At 60.2% G+C, this 14731-nt stretch carries 15 protein-coding genes and 1 pseudogene; 4 read left to right on the forward strand and 12 right to left on the reverse strand.

Going from position 1 to position 14731, the window contains the following annotated elements:
- Position 1: 1 nt before the first annotated feature.
- The 3 genes and pseudogenes from AC07O1_RS12765 to AC07O1_RS12775 all read right to left on the reverse strand — a co-directional run bounded on the left by AC07O1_RS12765 (position 2) and on the right by AC07O1_RS12775 (position 2335).
- Complete coding sequence (locus tag AC07O1_RS12765; RefSeq protein WP_495089008.1) at positions 2–940, reverse strand: MerR family transcriptional regulator; 939 nt, start codon at positions 938–940, stop codon at positions 2–4.
- A gap of 3 nt (positions 941–943) precedes the next feature.
- Positions 944–1138 (reverse strand): annotated as a pseudogene (locus AC07O1_RS12770) (DUF1722 domain-containing protein); the annotation flags it as partial.
- Between the two features lie 210 nt (positions 1139–1348).
- A complete protein-coding gene (locus AC07O1_RS12775; RefSeq protein ID WP_495089009.1) occupies positions 1349–2335 on the reverse strand; it encodes an NAD(P)/FAD-dependent oxidoreductase in 987 nt (328 codons plus the stop codon).
- Between the two features lie 210 nt (positions 2336–2545).
- Here AC07O1_RS12775 and AC07O1_RS12780 point away from each other — a divergent pair, with 210 nt between their 5' ends.
- Both AC07O1_RS12780 and hemH read left to right on the forward strand, forming a co-directional pair.
- Complete coding sequence (locus AC07O1_RS12780; RefSeq protein ID WP_494991794.1) at positions 2546–3448, forward strand: TIGR01777 family oxidoreductase; 903 nt, start codon at positions 2546–2548, stop codon at positions 3446–3448.
- Positions 3449–3461: 13 nt separating this feature from the next.
- Positions 3462–4484: a ferrochelatase gene (hemH, locus tag AC07O1_RS12785; protein WP_495089010.1), complete on the forward strand. Its 1023-nt coding sequence runs from the start codon at positions 3462–3464 to the stop codon at positions 4482–4484.
- 123 nt (positions 4485–4607) lie between these two features.
- Here hemH and AC07O1_RS12790 read toward each other — a convergent pair whose 3' ends face one another.
- Together AC07O1_RS12790 and upp are read right to left on the reverse strand one after the other, a co-directional pair.
- Positions 4608–5882: a uracil-xanthine permease family protein gene (locus tag AC07O1_RS12790; protein WP_494991796.1), complete on the reverse strand. Its 1275-nt coding sequence runs from the start codon at positions 5880–5882 to the stop codon at positions 4608–4610.
- 2 nt (positions 5883–5884) lie between these two features.
- Entirely contained in the window at positions 5885–6523 is a 639-nt protein-coding gene (upp, locus tag AC07O1_RS12795) for a uracil phosphoribosyltransferase (RefSeq protein ID WP_494991797.1), read from the reverse strand.
- A gap of 165 nt (positions 6524–6688) precedes the next feature.
- Between upp and AC07O1_RS12800 the strand changes: the two genes are divergently transcribed.
- Both AC07O1_RS12800 and AC07O1_RS12805 read left to right on the forward strand, forming a co-directional pair.
- A complete protein-coding gene (locus AC07O1_RS12800; RefSeq protein WP_494991798.1) occupies positions 6689–7246 on the forward strand; it encodes a hypoxanthine-guanine phosphoribosyltransferase in 558 nt (185 codons plus the stop codon).
- A gap of 3 nt (positions 7247–7249) precedes the next feature.
- Entirely contained in the window at positions 7250–7723 is a 474-nt protein-coding gene (locus AC07O1_RS12805) for a WbuC family cupin fold metalloprotein (RefSeq protein WP_494991799.1), read from the forward strand.
- A gap of 119 nt (positions 7724–7842) precedes the next feature.
- Here AC07O1_RS12805 and AC07O1_RS12810 read toward each other — a convergent pair whose 3' ends face one another.
- From AC07O1_RS12810 to AC07O1_RS12840, 7 genes are all read right to left on the reverse strand, one after another.
- Positions 7843–9429, reverse strand: a complete 1587-nt coding sequence (locus tag AC07O1_RS12810; protein WP_495089011.1) for an aldehyde dehydrogenase (NADP(+)) — start codon at positions 9427–9429, stop codon at positions 7843–7845.
- A gap of 119 nt (positions 9430–9548) precedes the next feature.
- On the reverse strand, positions 9549–10466 hold the full coding sequence (locus tag AC07O1_RS12815) for a dihydrodipicolinate synthase family protein (RefSeq protein WP_494991801.1): 918 nt from the start codon (positions 10464–10466) through the stop codon (positions 9549–9551).
- A 97-nt stretch (positions 10467–10563) separates the two neighbouring features.
- Positions 10564–11601, reverse strand: coding sequence for a trans-3-hydroxy-L-proline dehydratase (locus AC07O1_RS12820; protein WP_494991802.1), 1038 nt, complete (start codon positions 11599–11601; stop codon positions 10564–10566).
- 27 nt (positions 11602–11628) lie between these two features.
- Positions 11629–12351 (reverse strand): amino acid ABC transporter ATP-binding protein, encoded by a 723-nt coding sequence (locus AC07O1_RS12825; protein ID WP_494991803.1) that lies wholly within the window; start codon positions 12349–12351, stop codon positions 11629–11631.
- Entirely contained in the window at positions 12344–12994 is a 651-nt protein-coding gene (locus AC07O1_RS12830; protein ID WP_494991804.1) for an amino acid ABC transporter permease, read from the reverse strand. The genes AC07O1_RS12825 and AC07O1_RS12830 overlap by 8 nt, the downstream gene beginning before the upstream one ends.
- A gap of 10 nt (positions 12995–13004) precedes the next feature.
- The gene (locus tag AC07O1_RS12835; protein ID WP_494991805.1) at positions 13005–13670 is read right to left on the reverse strand and encodes an amino acid ABC transporter permease; all 666 of its coding nucleotides are present in this window, start codon (positions 13668–13670) and stop codon (positions 13005–13007) included.
- A gap of 196 nt (positions 13671–13866) precedes the next feature.
- Positions 13867–14685, reverse strand: coding sequence for an ABC transporter substrate-binding protein (locus tag AC07O1_RS12840; protein ID WP_495011193.1), 819 nt, complete (start codon positions 14683–14685; stop codon positions 13867–13869).
- Between the last annotated feature and the right edge of the window lie 46 nt (positions 14686–14731).

The following is a 14731-nucleotide window of genomic DNA, read 5'->3' on the forward strand; positions in this document are numbered from 1 at the left end:
CTTAAATTAGCCCGCACTGAACCAGTCCCAGGTGAGTCGACAAAGGATCTTCGGCCAGGAATAAATCAGCAATTTCAGCGGTGCTTACGGACAACTCGGCGTGGTGGATGCACACCGTTGCTCCTGCAATGATTTTTGGGCAACTGATACCGTTCAAAATTTTCGGCAGTTGGCTCACATTCATGGCTTTGCTCGAATACAGCAGTACACCACGGGCTTGCAGATGATCGACTGCCATTGCCAGTTCGCCAGCGGGCAGTGGCCAATCGAAGACTTCCACGGGGCAATCGGCGCTGCTCACCAACCAGGCGGTGAGCCACAGATGGGGCTCCAGCGGCAGGTCCGAGTGGTTGATCAGCAGCAGCGGTGCCCCGCGCAACTGGCGGTTGTTGTGGTAGATCCTCGCGCCGAACTTGCTGCGCAGCCAGGAATAGAAAAACACCCGCTCCATCCGTGTACCGAACTGGCCCTGCCAACGCTGATCAAGTTCTGCCAGTAGCGGTATGAGCAGTTGTTCACACAACGTTCGCGGGGGATACAGCGACATGGCCTGATTGAAGGTATCGTCGACCTGGCGTTCGGCCAACTGGCTGATGGCGTGCATCATGCTCTGACGCAGGGCGTGCCAATCGTTGTCGGCTGGCTGGGCGAAAGCCTGTGGGGTGTCGAGCAACTGCTTGACCTGACTGACGGCAACACCGCGATTGAGCCAGGTCAGAATCGTCAGAATGCGCTGCACATGCTCGGCCGAGAACAGCCGGTGACCTTTGGGTGTGCGCTGGGGCACGATCAAGCCGTAACGCCGCTCCCATGCCCGTAGCGTGACCGCGTTGACGCCGGTCTGGCGGGCGACTTCGCGAATCGGTAGCCAGCCTTCGTCCAGCGCCTGTTGGTAGTCGGGGGCAGGATCATCATTGGTTGTGGTGTCGGACTTGACCATGGTCTAAATCGCATTTCGCAGGCTGAGGTTTTCCGGGTGCGGTTGCAGATACACCTGCTGCGCCACATACGGATCGGGATGCTGGCGCAAGTGATGCTTGAGCAGCGTTAGCGGCACCACCAGCGGCACGATGCCGTGGCGGTACTGGCCGATGACATGCTGCAGTTCCTGCTTGTCTGCAGCGCTGACAGCAATTTTAGGTCTGGTTGCAGCAAGGTCGCTGGGCATTGGAGAACCTCGGATCTATAGTTGTACAAATCATTGTATCTGTACAGCTTTTGTTCATCATAGATTCAAAGGTCTACAAGTCAAATTGTCTGTATAGGTATTTTGTGGAGGTTTGCCGGGAGAGGTCGCGGTGGGCTGCTGTCCATTTCGACAGCAGCAATTTGCGCGCTTTGATGCGGTTTACTGCAGGTGTTCGTGCAAGCGTCGGGCGGCTTCCTGACCGCTGAGCCAGGCCCCTTCGACCCGCCCGGAAAGGCACCAGTCGCCACACACATACAGACCCAGATCGGCGTCGGCCAGCGCCCCCCATTCATGACTGCTGGCCGGCCGGGCATAGAGCCAGCGGTGGGCGAGACTGAAGGTCGGAGCGGGCATGGCGCTGTGCAGCAGTTCGGCGAAAGCGCCATGCAGTTGCTCGATCACCGCCTCTTTTGGCAGATCGATATGCTGCCGGCTCCAGCTACTCGTGGCGTGCAGTACCCAGGTATCGAGCGTGTTGTCGCGCCCCGGTTTACTGCGGTTGCGAGCCAGCCAGTCGACCGGGCTGTCCTGTATGAAGCAGCCTTCCATCGGGGTGTCCAGCGGTGTTTCGAATGCCAGGGCAATGGCCCAGGTCGGATCCATCTTCACCCCGGCAGCGACACCGGCCAGTTTCGGCGCGGAAGCCAGCAGGGCGGTGGCCTGAGGCGCTGGAGTGGCAATCACCACATGACTGAAAGGGCCATGGGTGAAGCCTTCGGCATCTTGCAGATGCCAATGTTGTTCGCCACGGTAGACCTCAGTGATGCGGCAGGAAAAATGCACTTCCATATCGCCGATCAGGGCACGGGTGATGGCGCTCATGCGTGGCGTACCGACCCAGCGTATCTGTTCGTCCGGCGAGGGGCTGAGCTGGCCGCCGTGGAAGTTATAGAGTTGCGGCGACCATACGGCGACCCAGCCATTGGCTTGCCAGCGCTGGACTTCGATGACGAAGCGGCGGTCGCGGGCGGTGAAATACTGCGCACCCATGTCCAGCGCGCCAGCGTCACTGCGCTTGCTCGACATGCGTCCGCCGCTGCCACGGCTTTTATCGAAAAGCTGCACTTCATACCCGGTATCGCGAAGTGCCTGGGCAGCTGAGAGTCCGGCGATACCGGTACCGATGATTGCGATGGGTACAGTCATAGGGGCCTCGCTTACCTTTCAGTACAGACTACGCCGTCGTTTAAACCTATACAATATTGTTTTTCGGTATAACTTTTGGCGTTCTCGGTCTTACAAGCTGTTCTAGATAGGTTGTCCTATTGTTAACCATAGGGCCTATCCGATTGAAAAGATCCCTGCTTATAAAAATAGACTAGTGATCCGGGTAAAACGCCACGCGAGGAAGATGTCATGCACATATTGCTGACCGGCGGTACTGGTTTGATAGGACGTCAACTCTGTCGACACTGGTTGACCCGGGGCCATCGTTTGACTGTGTGGAGTCGTCGACCCGACAAGGTGACCAAACTCTGCGGAGTCCAGGTACGTGGAATAGGTCGGCTCGAGGAAATCGGTCCGGATCCGGTCGATGCGGTGATCAACCTCGCCGGTGCGCCCATTGTTGATCGGCCCTGGACCCACAGGCGCAAGGCAAAGCTGTGGAGCAGCCGGATCAGCCTGACCGAAACCTTGCTCGCCTGGCTGGAAAGTCGCGAGCAGAAACCCCGTGTGCTGATTTCCGGTTCGGCGGTGGGTTGGTACGGCGATGGCGGTGAGCGTGTGTTGAACGAGGACTCGCCTCCGGTCAGTGAAGACTTCGCCAGCCAGTTGTGTATTGCCTGGGAGGAGACGGCACAACGTGCCGAGGCCATGGGCATTCGCGTGGTACTGATCCGCACCGGGCTGGTGCTGGCCGCCGAGGGCGGCTTTTTGTCGCGCCTGTTGTTGCCGTTCAAACTGGCGCTGGGCGGGCCGATCGGCAGTGGTCGGCAGTGGATGCCATGGATCCATATCAACGATCAAATCGCCCTGATTGATTTTCTTCTGAATCAGAATGATGCACGCGGTCCTTATAATGCCTGTGCGCCTGAGCCTGTGCGCAATCGCGAGTTTGCCAAGACCCTTGGCAGCGTGTTGCACCGACCGGCGATACTGCCGATGCCGGCCTTCGCTTTGCGAGTTGGCCTGGGTGAGTTGTCACTGTTGCTGCTGGGTGGCCAGAGGGCCATGCCGACGCGTTTGGTGGCGGCGGGTTTCACTTTCCAGTTCACTGATTTGCGCGCGGCCCTGGACGATTTATCCAGCCGCCTTTGAAATAGGACGTTGCATGACCGATCACGCGTTGCTCCTGGTCAACCTGGGTTCGCCAGCTTCCACTTCTGTGGCAGATGTGCGCAGCTACCTCAATCAATTTCTGATGGACCCTTACGTCATCGACTTACCCTGGCCGGTGCGGCGTTTGTTGGTCTCGCTGATTCTGATCAAGCGCCCTGAGCAGTCTGCCCATGCCTATGCGTCGATCTGGTGGGATGAAGGCTCCCCGCTGGTGGTGCTCAGCCGCCGCCTGCAACAGGCGATGACCGAGCAATGGAAGCAGGGGCCGGTGGAATTGGCGATGCGTTACGGCGAGCCGTCGATTGAAACGGTGCTGACCCGCATGGCTGCCCAAGGCGTGAAGCGCGTGACGCTTGCACCGCTCTATCCGCAATTCGCCGACAGCACCGTGACCACGGTGATCGAGGAAGCCAAACGCGTGGTGCTGGCTAAGAAACTGGCGGTGCAGTTCTCGATCTTGCAGCCGTTCTATGATCAGCCGGAATACCTCGACGCCTTGGTGGCCAGTGCCAAGCCGCATTTAGAGCAGGATTTCGATCACCTGCTGCTGAGTTTTCATGGCTTGCCAGAGCGGCATTTGAAGAAGCTTAACCCTGGTCATAGCTTCGAAGGGGGCGGGGATTGCTGCCGTGATGCGCCGCCGGAAGTCGTGGCGACCTGTTATCGCGGCCAGTGTCTGCGCACCGCACAGGCCTTTGCGCAGCGCATGGGATTGCCGGAGGGCAAGTGGTCGGTGTCGTTCCAGTCCAGGCTGGGCCGCGCCAAATGGATCGAACCCTACACCGAAGCACGTCTTGAGGCGCTGGCGCAGCAGGGCGTGAAAAAAATTCTGGTGATGTGCCCGGCATTCGTCGCCGATTGCATAGAGACGCTGGAAGAGATCGGTGATCGTGGGCGAGAACAATTCCGCGAAGCGGGTGGTGAGGAGCTGGTGCTGGTGCCGTGTCTGAATGACAACCCGCAGTGGGCGCATGCGTTGAATGCGCTTTGCGAGCGGGCGCCGTTGGCGATGTAGGAGCAATGATCGTTCCCACGCTCCCGCGTGGGAATGCCTCACTGGACGCTCTGCGTCCGCTCTTACTGTGACGCGGAGCGTCACGGGCTGCATTCCCACGCAGAGCGTGGGAACGATCAAGGTTTAGAGCAACGACTCATCCGCCTTCTTGTGCTTCCAGCTATCGTTACCCGGCAGGATCAGGTTCAGTGCAATCGCCACCACGGCGCACAAGGCGATGCCTTTGAGGCCGAAGTCGTTCGGGCCTGTCCCGGTACCGATCAGCACGCCGCCAATCCCGAACACCAGGGTCACCGACACAATCACCAGATTGCGCGCTTCGCTCAGATCGATTTTGTGGCGAATCATCGTGTTCATCCCCACTGCGGCGATCGAGCCGAACAACAGGCAGAGAATCCCACCCATCACCGGCACCGGAATGCTCTGCAACAACGCGCCGAATTTACCGATAAACGCCAGGCTGATGGCGAAGATCGCCGCCCAGGTCATGATTTTCGGGTTGTAGTTCCTGGTCAGCATTATCGCGCCGGTCACTTCGGCGTAGGTGGTGTTGGGTGGGCCACCCAGCAGTCCAGCGGCGGTGGTGGCGATGCCATCACCAAACAGCGTGCGATGCAGACCGGGCTTCTTCAGGTAATCACGGCCTGTAACACTACCGACCGCAATAACCCCGCCGATATGCTCGATGGCTGGCGCCAGCGCGACTGGAACGATAAACAGAATCGCCTGCCAGTTGAACTCGGGTGCGGTGAAGTGCGGCAGCGCGAACCACGGTGCTGCGGCAATCTTTGCGGTATCGACCACGCCGAAAAAGAACGCCATGGCGAACCCCACCAATACGCCGGAAATGATCGGCACCAGGCGGAAAATCCCCCTGCCGAACACCGCCACGATCAACGTAGTCAGCAGTGCCGGCATCGAGATCATCATTGCCGTCTGGTAGTGGATCAGCTCAGTCCCGTCGCCGGCCTTGCCCATCGCCATGTTGGCGGCAATCGGTGCCATGGCCAGACCGATGGAAATAATCACCGGGCCGATGACCACGGGTGGCAACAGTCGGTCGATAAAACCGGTGCCCTTGATTTTCACCGCAATGCCCAGAAAGGTATAAACGAAACCGGCCGCCATCACCCCGCCCATGGTCGCGGCGAGGCCAAACTGGCCCTTGGCGAGAATGATCGGCGTGATAAAGGCAAAGCTCGAAGCCAGGAACACCGGCACCTGGCGCCCGGTGGCTAGCTGAAACAGCAAAGTCCCCAGGCCCGCCGTGAACAGCGCGACGTTGGGGTCGAGGCCGGTAATCAGCGGCATCAACACCAACGCGCCAAACGCCACGAACAACATCTGTGCACCCGACAGAATCTGGCGCCAGAGCGGGTCGTTGAACTCGTCCTGCATGCTCAAGCGTCCTTCTGCTTGGTACCGAAAATCTTGTCGCCGGCATCACCCAGGCCCGGAATGATGTAGCCGTGTTCGTTCAGGCGCTCATCGATGGACGCGGTGTAGATGGTCACGTCGGGGTGAGCCTTCTCCACGGCGGCGATGCCTTCGGGAGCGGCGACCAGGACCATGGCGCGAATGTCCTTGCAGCCGGCCTTTTTCAGCAAGTCGATGGTCGCGACCATCGAACCGCCGGTGGCGAGCATCGGGTCGATGATCATGGCCAGGCGTTCGTCGATTTCCGGAACCAGTTTTTCCAGATAGGTATGCGCTTCGAGGGTTTCCTCGTTGCGGGCCACACCCACGGCGCTGACCTTGGCGCCCGGGATCAGGCTGAGGACGCCTTCGAGCATGCCGATACCGGCGCGCAGGATCGGCACCACGGTAATTTTCTTGCCGGCGATTTTTTCGACTTCAACGGCGCCGCACCAGCCTTCGATTTCGTAACTCTCCAGTGGCAGGTCTTTGGTGGCCTCGTAGGTGAGCAGGGCACCGACTTCCTGAGCAAGCTCACGGAAGTTCTTCGTGCTAATGTCAGCGCGGCGCATAAGGCCGAGCTTGTGGCGGATCAGCGGATGGCGGATCTCACGGATGGGCATGGGGAAAGGCTCCGGCGGCGGGCAAAAAAACCGGCCTAGGTTAATCTATCCGAGGGTGTTGTCCTATAGACATGCTGTACGTTAGTCCAGAAACGCTTGATCTGACTTCGCAGGATGCGTACCTTTGCCCGCTTTTCCGAAACAGCCACCCCCTTGGAGAACGCCATGTCCGCTGATCTCGAGCATATCCGTCAAATCATGCGAGAGGCTGACTGCCTGTACACCGAAGCTGAAGTCGAGGCGGCCATCGCCCGAGTCGGTGCGCAAATCAACTTCGAGCTGGCTGAGCGTAATCCAGTGGTTTTCTGTGTGATGAACGGTGGTCTGATTTTCTCCGGCAAACTGCTCCCCCATCTGAATTTCCCACTGGAAGCGTCCTACCTGCACGCGACCCGCTACCGCAACGAAACCAGCGGCGGCGACCTGTTCTGGAAAGCCAAGCCAGAAGTTTCGTTCATCGACCGTGACGTTCTGATCATCGACGATATCCTCGACGAAGGTCATACCCTGGGCGCGATCATCGACTTCTGTAAACACGCCGGTGCCCGTGCGGTGCACACCGCCGTGCTGATCGACAAGGATCACGACCGCAAGGCTCGCCCTGATCTGAAAGCAGATTACGTCGGCTTGCCGTGCATCGACCGCTACATCTTCGGTTACGGCATGGACTACAAAGGCTACTGGCGCAACGCTGCGGGTATCTACGCCGTCAAAGGTATGTAAGACATGGCAACAACGGGTTTTTTCGATCAGTCATTGTTCGCCGAGCTGGCCGAAAAAGCCGCGGCCAGCCCGCGCGGTCGCCATCACCACAACTTCCACCAGATGCAAGAACCCTGTCACCGCATGGCCATTGGGATGCAGCCGGGTACCTACGTCCCGCCGCACCGGCACCTGGGTATCGACAAAGCCGAAACCATCCTGGTGCTCAAAGGTTGCCTTGGTTTGCTGGTGTTCAGCGACTCGGGCGAACTGCTGAGCAAGCGTGTCATGCAGGCCGGCGGCGATTGCCTGGGTGTCGACCTGCCGCCGGGCGTGTTCCACAGCTTTGTGGTGCTGGAGGCCGATACGCTGATGTTCGAATGCAAGGCTGGACCTTATCAACCCGTGGGTGAAGGTGAATACGCTGTTTGGGCGCCCCGCGAAGGTGAGGCGGGCGTGGCCGGGTATCTGGCCTGGATGCGTGCGCAGTTTGATTGACGGCGTTTTTGTTGATTGAGCTTCTCGAATAAAGCGCGGGCCCGTGGCGAAGGAGCAAGCTCCCTCGCCACGGGGTTTGTGTCCGCCTCAGAGTCGTCTTGACCGACAGACCAGACCTGTCAGTCTCCAAGCCCCTCCCGCGTATTCACCCCATCCACCAACCGTAAAATTCTCAACGGATTGGCGTTCTTCAGTGCATCCGGTAATAGCTCGTCCGGGCAGTTCTGATAGCACACGGGCCGCAAGAATCGATCGATCGCCAGGCTACCGACCGATGTCCCTCGTGCATCCGAGGTGGCCGGGTATGGGCCGCCGTGAACCATGGCATCGCAGACTTCAACACCGGTCGGGTAGCCATTGAGCAGCAGGCGTCCGGCTTTTTGTTCGAGGATCGGCAGCAGGCTTGAGCACAACTCAAGGTCCGCCGGTTCGGCGATCAGGCTGGCGGTCAATTGTCCTTGTAGCGCGTGCAGTGCCTGTCTCAGCTCTGTTTCATCGGCCACTTCGATCAGGATGCTGGCAGGTCCGAAGACTTCCTCTTGTAGCAATTCATCGCCCTCGAGCAAGAGGCCGACATCGGCTTTGAACAGCTGTGGGTGGGCGTGGTTGCCTTGCGGGTCTTCACCGCTCAGCCGGCTGACCCGTGGATGCTGCAGCAACCGTTGAACACCTTGCTGGAAGCTGCGCAGCGTGCCGCTGTTGAGCATGGCCTGTGGCGGTTTTTCACGCATGTTCGCCGCGAGCTGTTCGCCGAAAGCGCTGAACGCCGACGAACGCAGACCGATAATCAGTCCCGGATTGGTACAGAACTGACCGCAGCCCAGCACGATCGACGTACTCAGCTCGCTGGCGATCGATTCACCCCGTGCGTGGAGAGCCGCCGGTAGCACCAGTACCGGGTTGACGCTCGACATCTCGGCGAATACCGGAATGGGTTGCGCTCTGGCTGCCGCCATGTCGCACAGTGCGCGGCCACCTTTCAGAGAGCCGGTGAAGCCAACTGCCTGGATCGCCGGGTGCTTGACCAGCGCCTCGCCAACGCCAGCTCCATAAATCATGTTGAACACGCCTTCGGGCATGCCACAGCGTTGGGCGGCGCGGATGATTGCCGATGCAACATAGTCGGCGGTTGCCATGTGCCCGCTGTGGGCCTTGAACACCACCGGGCAACCGGCGGCCAACGCGGCGGCGGTATCGCCGCCGGCCGTGGAAAACGCCAGCGGAAAGTTGCTGGCGCCAAACACCGCAACCGGTCCGAGACCGATGCGCCATTGGCGCAGGTCGACTCGAGGCAGTGGCTGACGTTCAGGCAGCGCGCGGTCGATGCGCGCACCGAGAAAATCGCCTCGGCGCAAAACCTGTGCAAACAAGCGCAATTGACCGCTGGTTCGCGCTCGTTCACCCAGAATGCGGGTGGCGGGCAGGGCGGTCTCACGACAGACGATGGCGATAAAGTCATCGCCCAGGGCATCGATTTCCTCGGCGATGGTTTCAAGAAATCCGGCGCGAGCGGTGGCCCGCAGGTTGCGATAGCTCGGGTAGGCCCTGGCGGCGAATTGCGCAGCGTTGTCGACCTCTTCGGCGTTGGCCTGGCTGAAGCGATAGGGCAGGGCTTCGCCGGTGCTGGCGTCAAGGCTTTGCAGTTGCTGATCGCCCAACGCGCTGCGGCCGAAGCCGATGAAGTTGTGGCCGGTAATGATAAACATAAGCAGAAATTCTCGGCGGGGCCGCGCCCGGTGAGGCGCGCGGCGGTCAGGACGGATGTCGGTAAGCCAAGGCGCAGAACCTGTGGGAGCGTCGACCGGCTGCTCCCACAGGTGGCGTCTTACAGACCAACGTCCGGCAGCGTTGGGCGGTTGGCGAGGGCGGTCTTGATCAGCGCCTGGACTTCGCTGCGTTCGTGGTCGAGCAAGCCCAGGCGTGGAGGGCGGGTCAGTGCCGAGCCACGGCCCATCAACTCTTCGCAGAGTTTGATGCACTGCACCAGATCCGGACGGGCATCGAGGTGCAGCAGCGGCATGAACCATTCGTAGATCGGCATCGCTTCCTTGAAGCGGCCATCGCGGGCCAGTCGGAACAACGTCTCGCCTTCTTTCGGGAACGCGTTGGACATCCCGGAGACCCAACCCACCGCGCCGACGGCGATGCTTTCGAGCACCACGTCATCGAGCCCGGCGAACAGCACGAAGCGGTCGCCGACCTCGTTGCGCACGTCAATGAAGCGTCGGGTATCGCCCGAGGAGTCCTTGAAGCAGACGACGTTGTCGCAGTCGGCCAGAGAAATCAGGATGTCCGGCGTGACGTCATTCTTATAGATCGGTGGGTTGTTGTAGACCATCACCGGCAGGTCGATGCTGGCGGCCACGCTGCGAAAATGCGTGGCGGTCTCGAAGGGTTTCGAAGAGTAGACCAGCGCAGGCATGAGCATGATGCCGTCGGCACCAACCCGCTGGATTTCCTTGGCGACCTTGCTGGCGTTGGCGCTGGTGAACTCGGCGACGCCGGAGATCACCGGCACCCGACCGGCCGCGGCGTCCTTGGCGAGTTCTACCAGGCTGATTTTTTCTTCAGTGCTCAGCGAGGTGTTTTCGCCGACGGTGCCGCAGATCACCAGACCTGAAACACCGTCGCGAACCAGACCGCTGATGACTTTGTGCGTGCCCTCGTAATCGATGGAAAAGTCACTGTTGAATTGGGTCGTGACCGCTGGGAAAACGCCGCTCCAGTTAACGTGCTTGCTCATGTTGCCTCCGCTGATGGAATTTTAGTATTTCGTATACGTTAGTGTTGAGCACTGAAAGTGCCGTGTGGTTCAAAAGTCTTTGTCAGATTAGCGTGCTTCAAATGTTCAGTTCGACCGGCCAGGTATCGGACAGTCGATAACCGCCGGGCCAAGGGTCACTTGGGTCAAGCAGGTGCTGGTGAATGCCGGTGATCCAGGCGCGCCCGGACAGGCAAGGGACAATCGCCGGACGCCCGGCAATTTCGGTGATGGCGTCGATTCGGCAATGAAACTCTGAGCCGATGATCGAGCGCCCGATAAAGGCTTCGCCAACCTCAAGTTGACCTTTGGCATGCAACACCGCCATGCGCGCCGAACAGCCCGTCCCACAAGGCGAACGATCAATCTTTCCGGGGCGAATCACTACCGCGTTGGCAGCGTTGGCTACGCCATTGGCACGATTGACCGGTGCGGCGATCTGGCAGAAGGAAATGTGCTTCCAGTCCGGATTCAGCGGATGGACGAAGCCCAATTGTTCGTTGGCGGCCTGGGTGATTTTCAGCCCTGTGGCCACCAGATCCGCAGCTTCATCGGCGGTCAGCGAGAAGCCCAGGCGCTGAGCATCGACGATCGCGAAACTGTCGCCGCCATAAGCGGTATCGACCTGTACGGAGCCTAGCCCGGGGACTTCGATCCACGCGTCCAGTTTGTCGGCAAACGACACCACATTGCGCACTTCGACCCGCTCGGCCTTGCCGTCACGGCATTGAGCGGTGACTTCGATCAGCCCGCCGGGCGCCTCCAGCACCAATCGGGTCACCGGCCCGGTCATCGGCAAAATCCCGCTGTCGAGCAGCACCGTGGCCACGCACAGGGAGTTGGAGCCGGACATCGGTGGTGTATCGGCCGGTTCCATGATGATCCAGGCCATGTCGGCTCGCGGGTCTTTGGCCGGAACCAGCAGATTGACGTGGCGGAATACACCGCCGCGCGGTTCGTTGAGGACGAAATTGCGCAGGGTCTGGTCTTGCGCAATCCAGCGCGATTGATCCCACAGGGTGGCACCGGGCGGCGGTGCGACACCGCCGACGATCACATCGCCGACTTCCCCTTCGGCGTGGCAACTCACCACATGAATGATCTTGCTTGAGCGCATGCTGGTCTCCTTTGAAGTCTCTGTGGGTTACACGACCGATTTGAGAAAGTCGGCGGTTTCCGGCCGTTGCGGCTGGCCGATCACCTGGTCTGGCGGGCCGATCTCATGGATCTTGCCGTTGCGGAAAAATGCCACGCGGTCCGAGACGTCCCGGGCGAAGCGAATCTCGTGGGTCACCAGCACCATGGTCATGCCTTCCTCGGCCAGCAGGCGCATGGTGTCCAGCACCTCGCCCACCAGTTGCGGGTCGAGGGCCGAGGTGGCTTCGTCGAAGAGCATGTAGTCCGGCGACATGGCCAGCGCCCGGGCAATCGCCATGCGTTGTTGCTGGCCGCCGGAGAGCTTGCTCGGGAAGACCTTGAGCTTGTCGCCGAGCCCGACGTGGGTGAGCTGGCGCACGGCGATCTCTTCGGCTTCCTGACGGCTTTTACCGAGGACTTTGCGCGGTGCGAGCATGACGTTTTCCATGACCGTCAGGTGCGGGAAGGCGTTCCATTGCTGGAAGACGATGCCGATCTTCTGGCGCAATTTGTTCAGGTCGGTCCCGGTGGCATGCACCGGTGTGCCGTCGACGCGGATCTGTCCACCCTGAATCGCTTCCAGGCCGTTGATGCACATCAGCAGGGTCGATTTACCCGATCCCGAGCCGCCGATGATCGACACCACTTCGCCTTTGTTCACCGTCAGGTCGACACCCTTGACCACTGCCAGATTGCCAAAGGACTTATGGACGTTCTCGATCTCAATCATTTTCCTGCCACCTCTGTTCGAGCCGCGCACCCAGACGGGCGATCACCAGGCTCATGACGTAGTAGATAAGGCCGGCCAGGGCGAGCACGAACAGCGGCTCCTGTAGCCGGGTGACAATGGTTTGCGAGGCACGCAACAGTTCGACGATGCCGATCCAGAGCACCAGCGAGGTGTCTTTCATGACCGCCAGGGTGAGGTTGATCCAGCCGGGAAACGCCACTCGGGTCGCCATCGGCAGGACGATGTGCAGCAAGTCCTGGGTGTGGCTCATGCCCAGCGAGCGCGCGGCGCGGCGGGTGGTCGACGGCACCGAAAGCACGCCGCCACGGACAATCTCCGCGCAGTAGGCGGTGGCGTAGGTGCCGAGGATTACGCAGGCTACGCTGAAGGCGCTCCAGTTCAGGCCGATGATGGACTTGAACGAGTTGAGCAGAACGAACTGGATCAGCAACGGCACGCTGCGAAACACATCCAGCACCCACGCCAGCGGCAGGCTCAGACGTGGTAACAGAGCACGAAACAAGCCGCAAACAACCCCCAGCAGTGTGCCGATAAACATTGCCCAGAAGGTCAGCAGCAGGGTGGTGCCAGCACCTTGCAGCAGGTACTGAACATCGCCCCAGGTCAAACTCGATGTGTACATGGTGGGCTCCTCAGTACCGGAACAAACGCCAGGCCAGCAGGCGGGCGATCAGCACCACCAGTTTGGCCAGGACGAAGTAGAGAACGGCGGCGATGGCGAAGAACTCGAACGTGCGGAACGTCTTCACGTTCAACGCCTGGGTGACCCCGGTGAGGTCGCTGGTCAGACCGACCACCACCCCGAGCGAGGTCATCAGCAGCGCCCAGACCATTTGATTGGTCAGCGGGTAAAACACCACGCGCAACAGCTGCGGCAGTACCACCAGGCGATAAGCTTGCGGTGCACTCATGCCCAGCGAACGAGCAGAGCGCAGTTGGGTGTCGGGCACCGCGTTGAGGCCACCGCGAAAGGTTTCCGCCAGGTAGCCGGCGTTGTTGAAGGTGATACCGATCAGCAGCGCCAGCCACGAGCCCATATGAATGCCAAAGGCACCGAGGCCGAAATACAGGACGTAGACCTGGAACAGCGCCGGGGTATTGCGCGCTACGGATACCCAGCTGGCGGCAATCGCCCGAAACAGACGTCGGTGGGACTGCTGGCCGAGGGCGAGAAACATCGCGATCAGGGTGCCGCCGAGCATCGACAGCACGGCGATTTCCAGGGTGATCCGGGCGCCGTCGAGCATGTCCGGCAGCGCCTGAAAGGCCGCGCGCCAATGGAAGGTGTAGTCGAACATCAAAGGAGTTCCTTGGGTTTCAACTGGTTTGGGCGTTGTCAGTTAAAGAAATGAGGTCCCTATGTAGGAGCGAGCTTGCTCGCGATGGGCGTTAACGATGACGCGTATTCTCTGAATCGACGCGCCGCCCATGAGTCCATCGCGAGCAAGCTCGCTCCTACACGAGGACAAACCCAATCCCACAGGTATTCGGTGCTTAGCGATACACCCCATTCGCCGTCAGCTCCGGCGCAGTCCCGCCGACCCACTGGGCGAACAACGCCTGATAGCGACCGGAGCGCACTTGATGGTTCACAAACAGGTTGAGGTAGTTGAGCAGACCGTACTCGCTGCGCTTGGCGCCCAGGGACACGTAGTCGATGTCATAGGGTGCGGTGCCCGCGACGCTGAGGCTTTTGTACTTGCCGGACTTGATCAGTGATGAGGCGACGGTGGAGGTCACGGTGGTGGCATCAATCTGCCCCTGGCTCAAGGCAAGTACGGCATCAGCCAACGATTGATAGGCATGGAAGGCGCCTTTGCCGTTGGCCCATTTCTTCACGTCGTTTTCCAGTGAGATCGCTTCGAACGTACCGGCCGGACCGCCGACCGAGCGGCCCTTGAGGTCGTCGTAGGTTTTGATCCCGGCATCGGTGCGGGTCAGCACCACCATCTGGAAGGCGAAGTAGGGAATGGTCATGCCTACGGTTTTGGCGCGCTCCAGGGTGTCGGAGGTCGATGCCACGATCACATCGGCGCGGCCGGAGACCAGCGCCGGAATGCGGTCAGGGAAAGGTGTTTCGACGATCTCGGCTTTGACCCCGAGGGTTTTTGCCAGGTCGTTGCAATAGTCGACGTCGAATCCGGCCGGGGTGTTCTTCTCATCGCGAAAGCCCATGGGAGGGAAGTCGAGCGTGACGGCGCAACGCAGGCTGCCGGACTCAATGATGTCATCAAGTTTGTCGGCCTGGGCCTGGCCAATGAACGCAGTGCTCAGAACGGCGGTGAAGAGGACGGCGGATGCAGGGTTTTTCATAAGGGGCCTCGTTGTCGGATGGTGTCGAGCAGTGGGCAGTTCTTAT

It is taken from the genome of Pseudomonas sp. GW821-FHT07G10, assembly GCF_059418545.1.

Bases quoted from the DNA above. Each gene is read 5' to 3' on its own strand.
- AC07O1_RS12765 (WP_495089008.1), bottom strand. From the start codon at position 940: ATGGTCAAGTCCGACACCACAACCAATGATGATCCTGCCCCCGACTAC.
- AC07O1_RS12775 (WP_495089009.1), bottom strand. From the start codon at position 2,335: ATGACTGTACCCATCGCAATCATCGGTACCGGTATCGCCGGACTCTCA.
- AC07O1_RS12780 (WP_494991794.1), top strand. From the start codon at position 2,546: ATGCACATATTGCTGACCGGCGGTACTGGTTTGATAGGACGTCAACTC.
- hemH (WP_495089010.1), top strand. From the start codon at position 3,462: ATGACCGATCACGCGTTGCTCCTGGTCAACCTGGGTTCGCCAGCTTCC.
- AC07O1_RS12790 (WP_494991796.1), bottom strand. From the start codon at position 5,882: ATGCAGGACGAGTTCAACGACCCGCTCTGGCGCCAGATTCTGTCGGGT.
- upp (WP_494991797.1), bottom strand. From the start codon at position 6,523: ATGCCCATCCGTGAGATCCGCCATCCGCTGATCCGCCACAAGCTCGGC.
- AC07O1_RS12800 (WP_494991798.1), top strand. From the start codon at position 6,689: ATGTCCGCTGATCTCGAGCATATCCGTCAAATCATGCGAGAGGCTGAC.
- AC07O1_RS12805 (WP_494991799.1), top strand. From the start codon at position 7,250: ATGGCAACAACGGGTTTTTTCGATCAGTCATTGTTCGCCGAGCTGGCC.
- AC07O1_RS12810 (WP_495089011.1), bottom strand. From the start codon at position 9,429: ATGTTTATCATTACCGGCCACAACTTCATCGGCTTCGGCCGCAGCGCG.
- AC07O1_RS12815 (WP_494991801.1), bottom strand. From the start codon at position 10,466: ATGAGCAAGCACGTTAACTGGAGCGGCGTTTTCCCAGCGGTCACGACC.
- AC07O1_RS12820 (WP_494991802.1), bottom strand. From the start codon at position 11,601: ATGCGCTCAAGCAAGATCATTCATGTGGTGAGTTGCCACGCCGAAGGG.
- AC07O1_RS12825 (WP_494991803.1), bottom strand. From the start codon at position 12,351: ATGATTGAGATCGAGAACGTCCATAAGTCCTTTGGCAATCTGGCAGTG.
- AC07O1_RS12830 (WP_494991804.1), bottom strand. From the start codon at position 12,994: ATGTACACATCGAGTTTGACCTGGGGCGATGTTCAGTACCTGCTGCAA.
- AC07O1_RS12835 (WP_494991805.1), bottom strand. From the start codon at position 13,670: ATGTTCGACTACACCTTCCATTGGCGCGCGGCCTTTCAGGCGCTGCCG.
- AC07O1_RS12840 (WP_495011193.1), bottom strand. From the start codon at position 14,685: ATGAAAAACCCTGCATCCGCCGTCCTCTTCACCGCCGTTCTGAGCACT.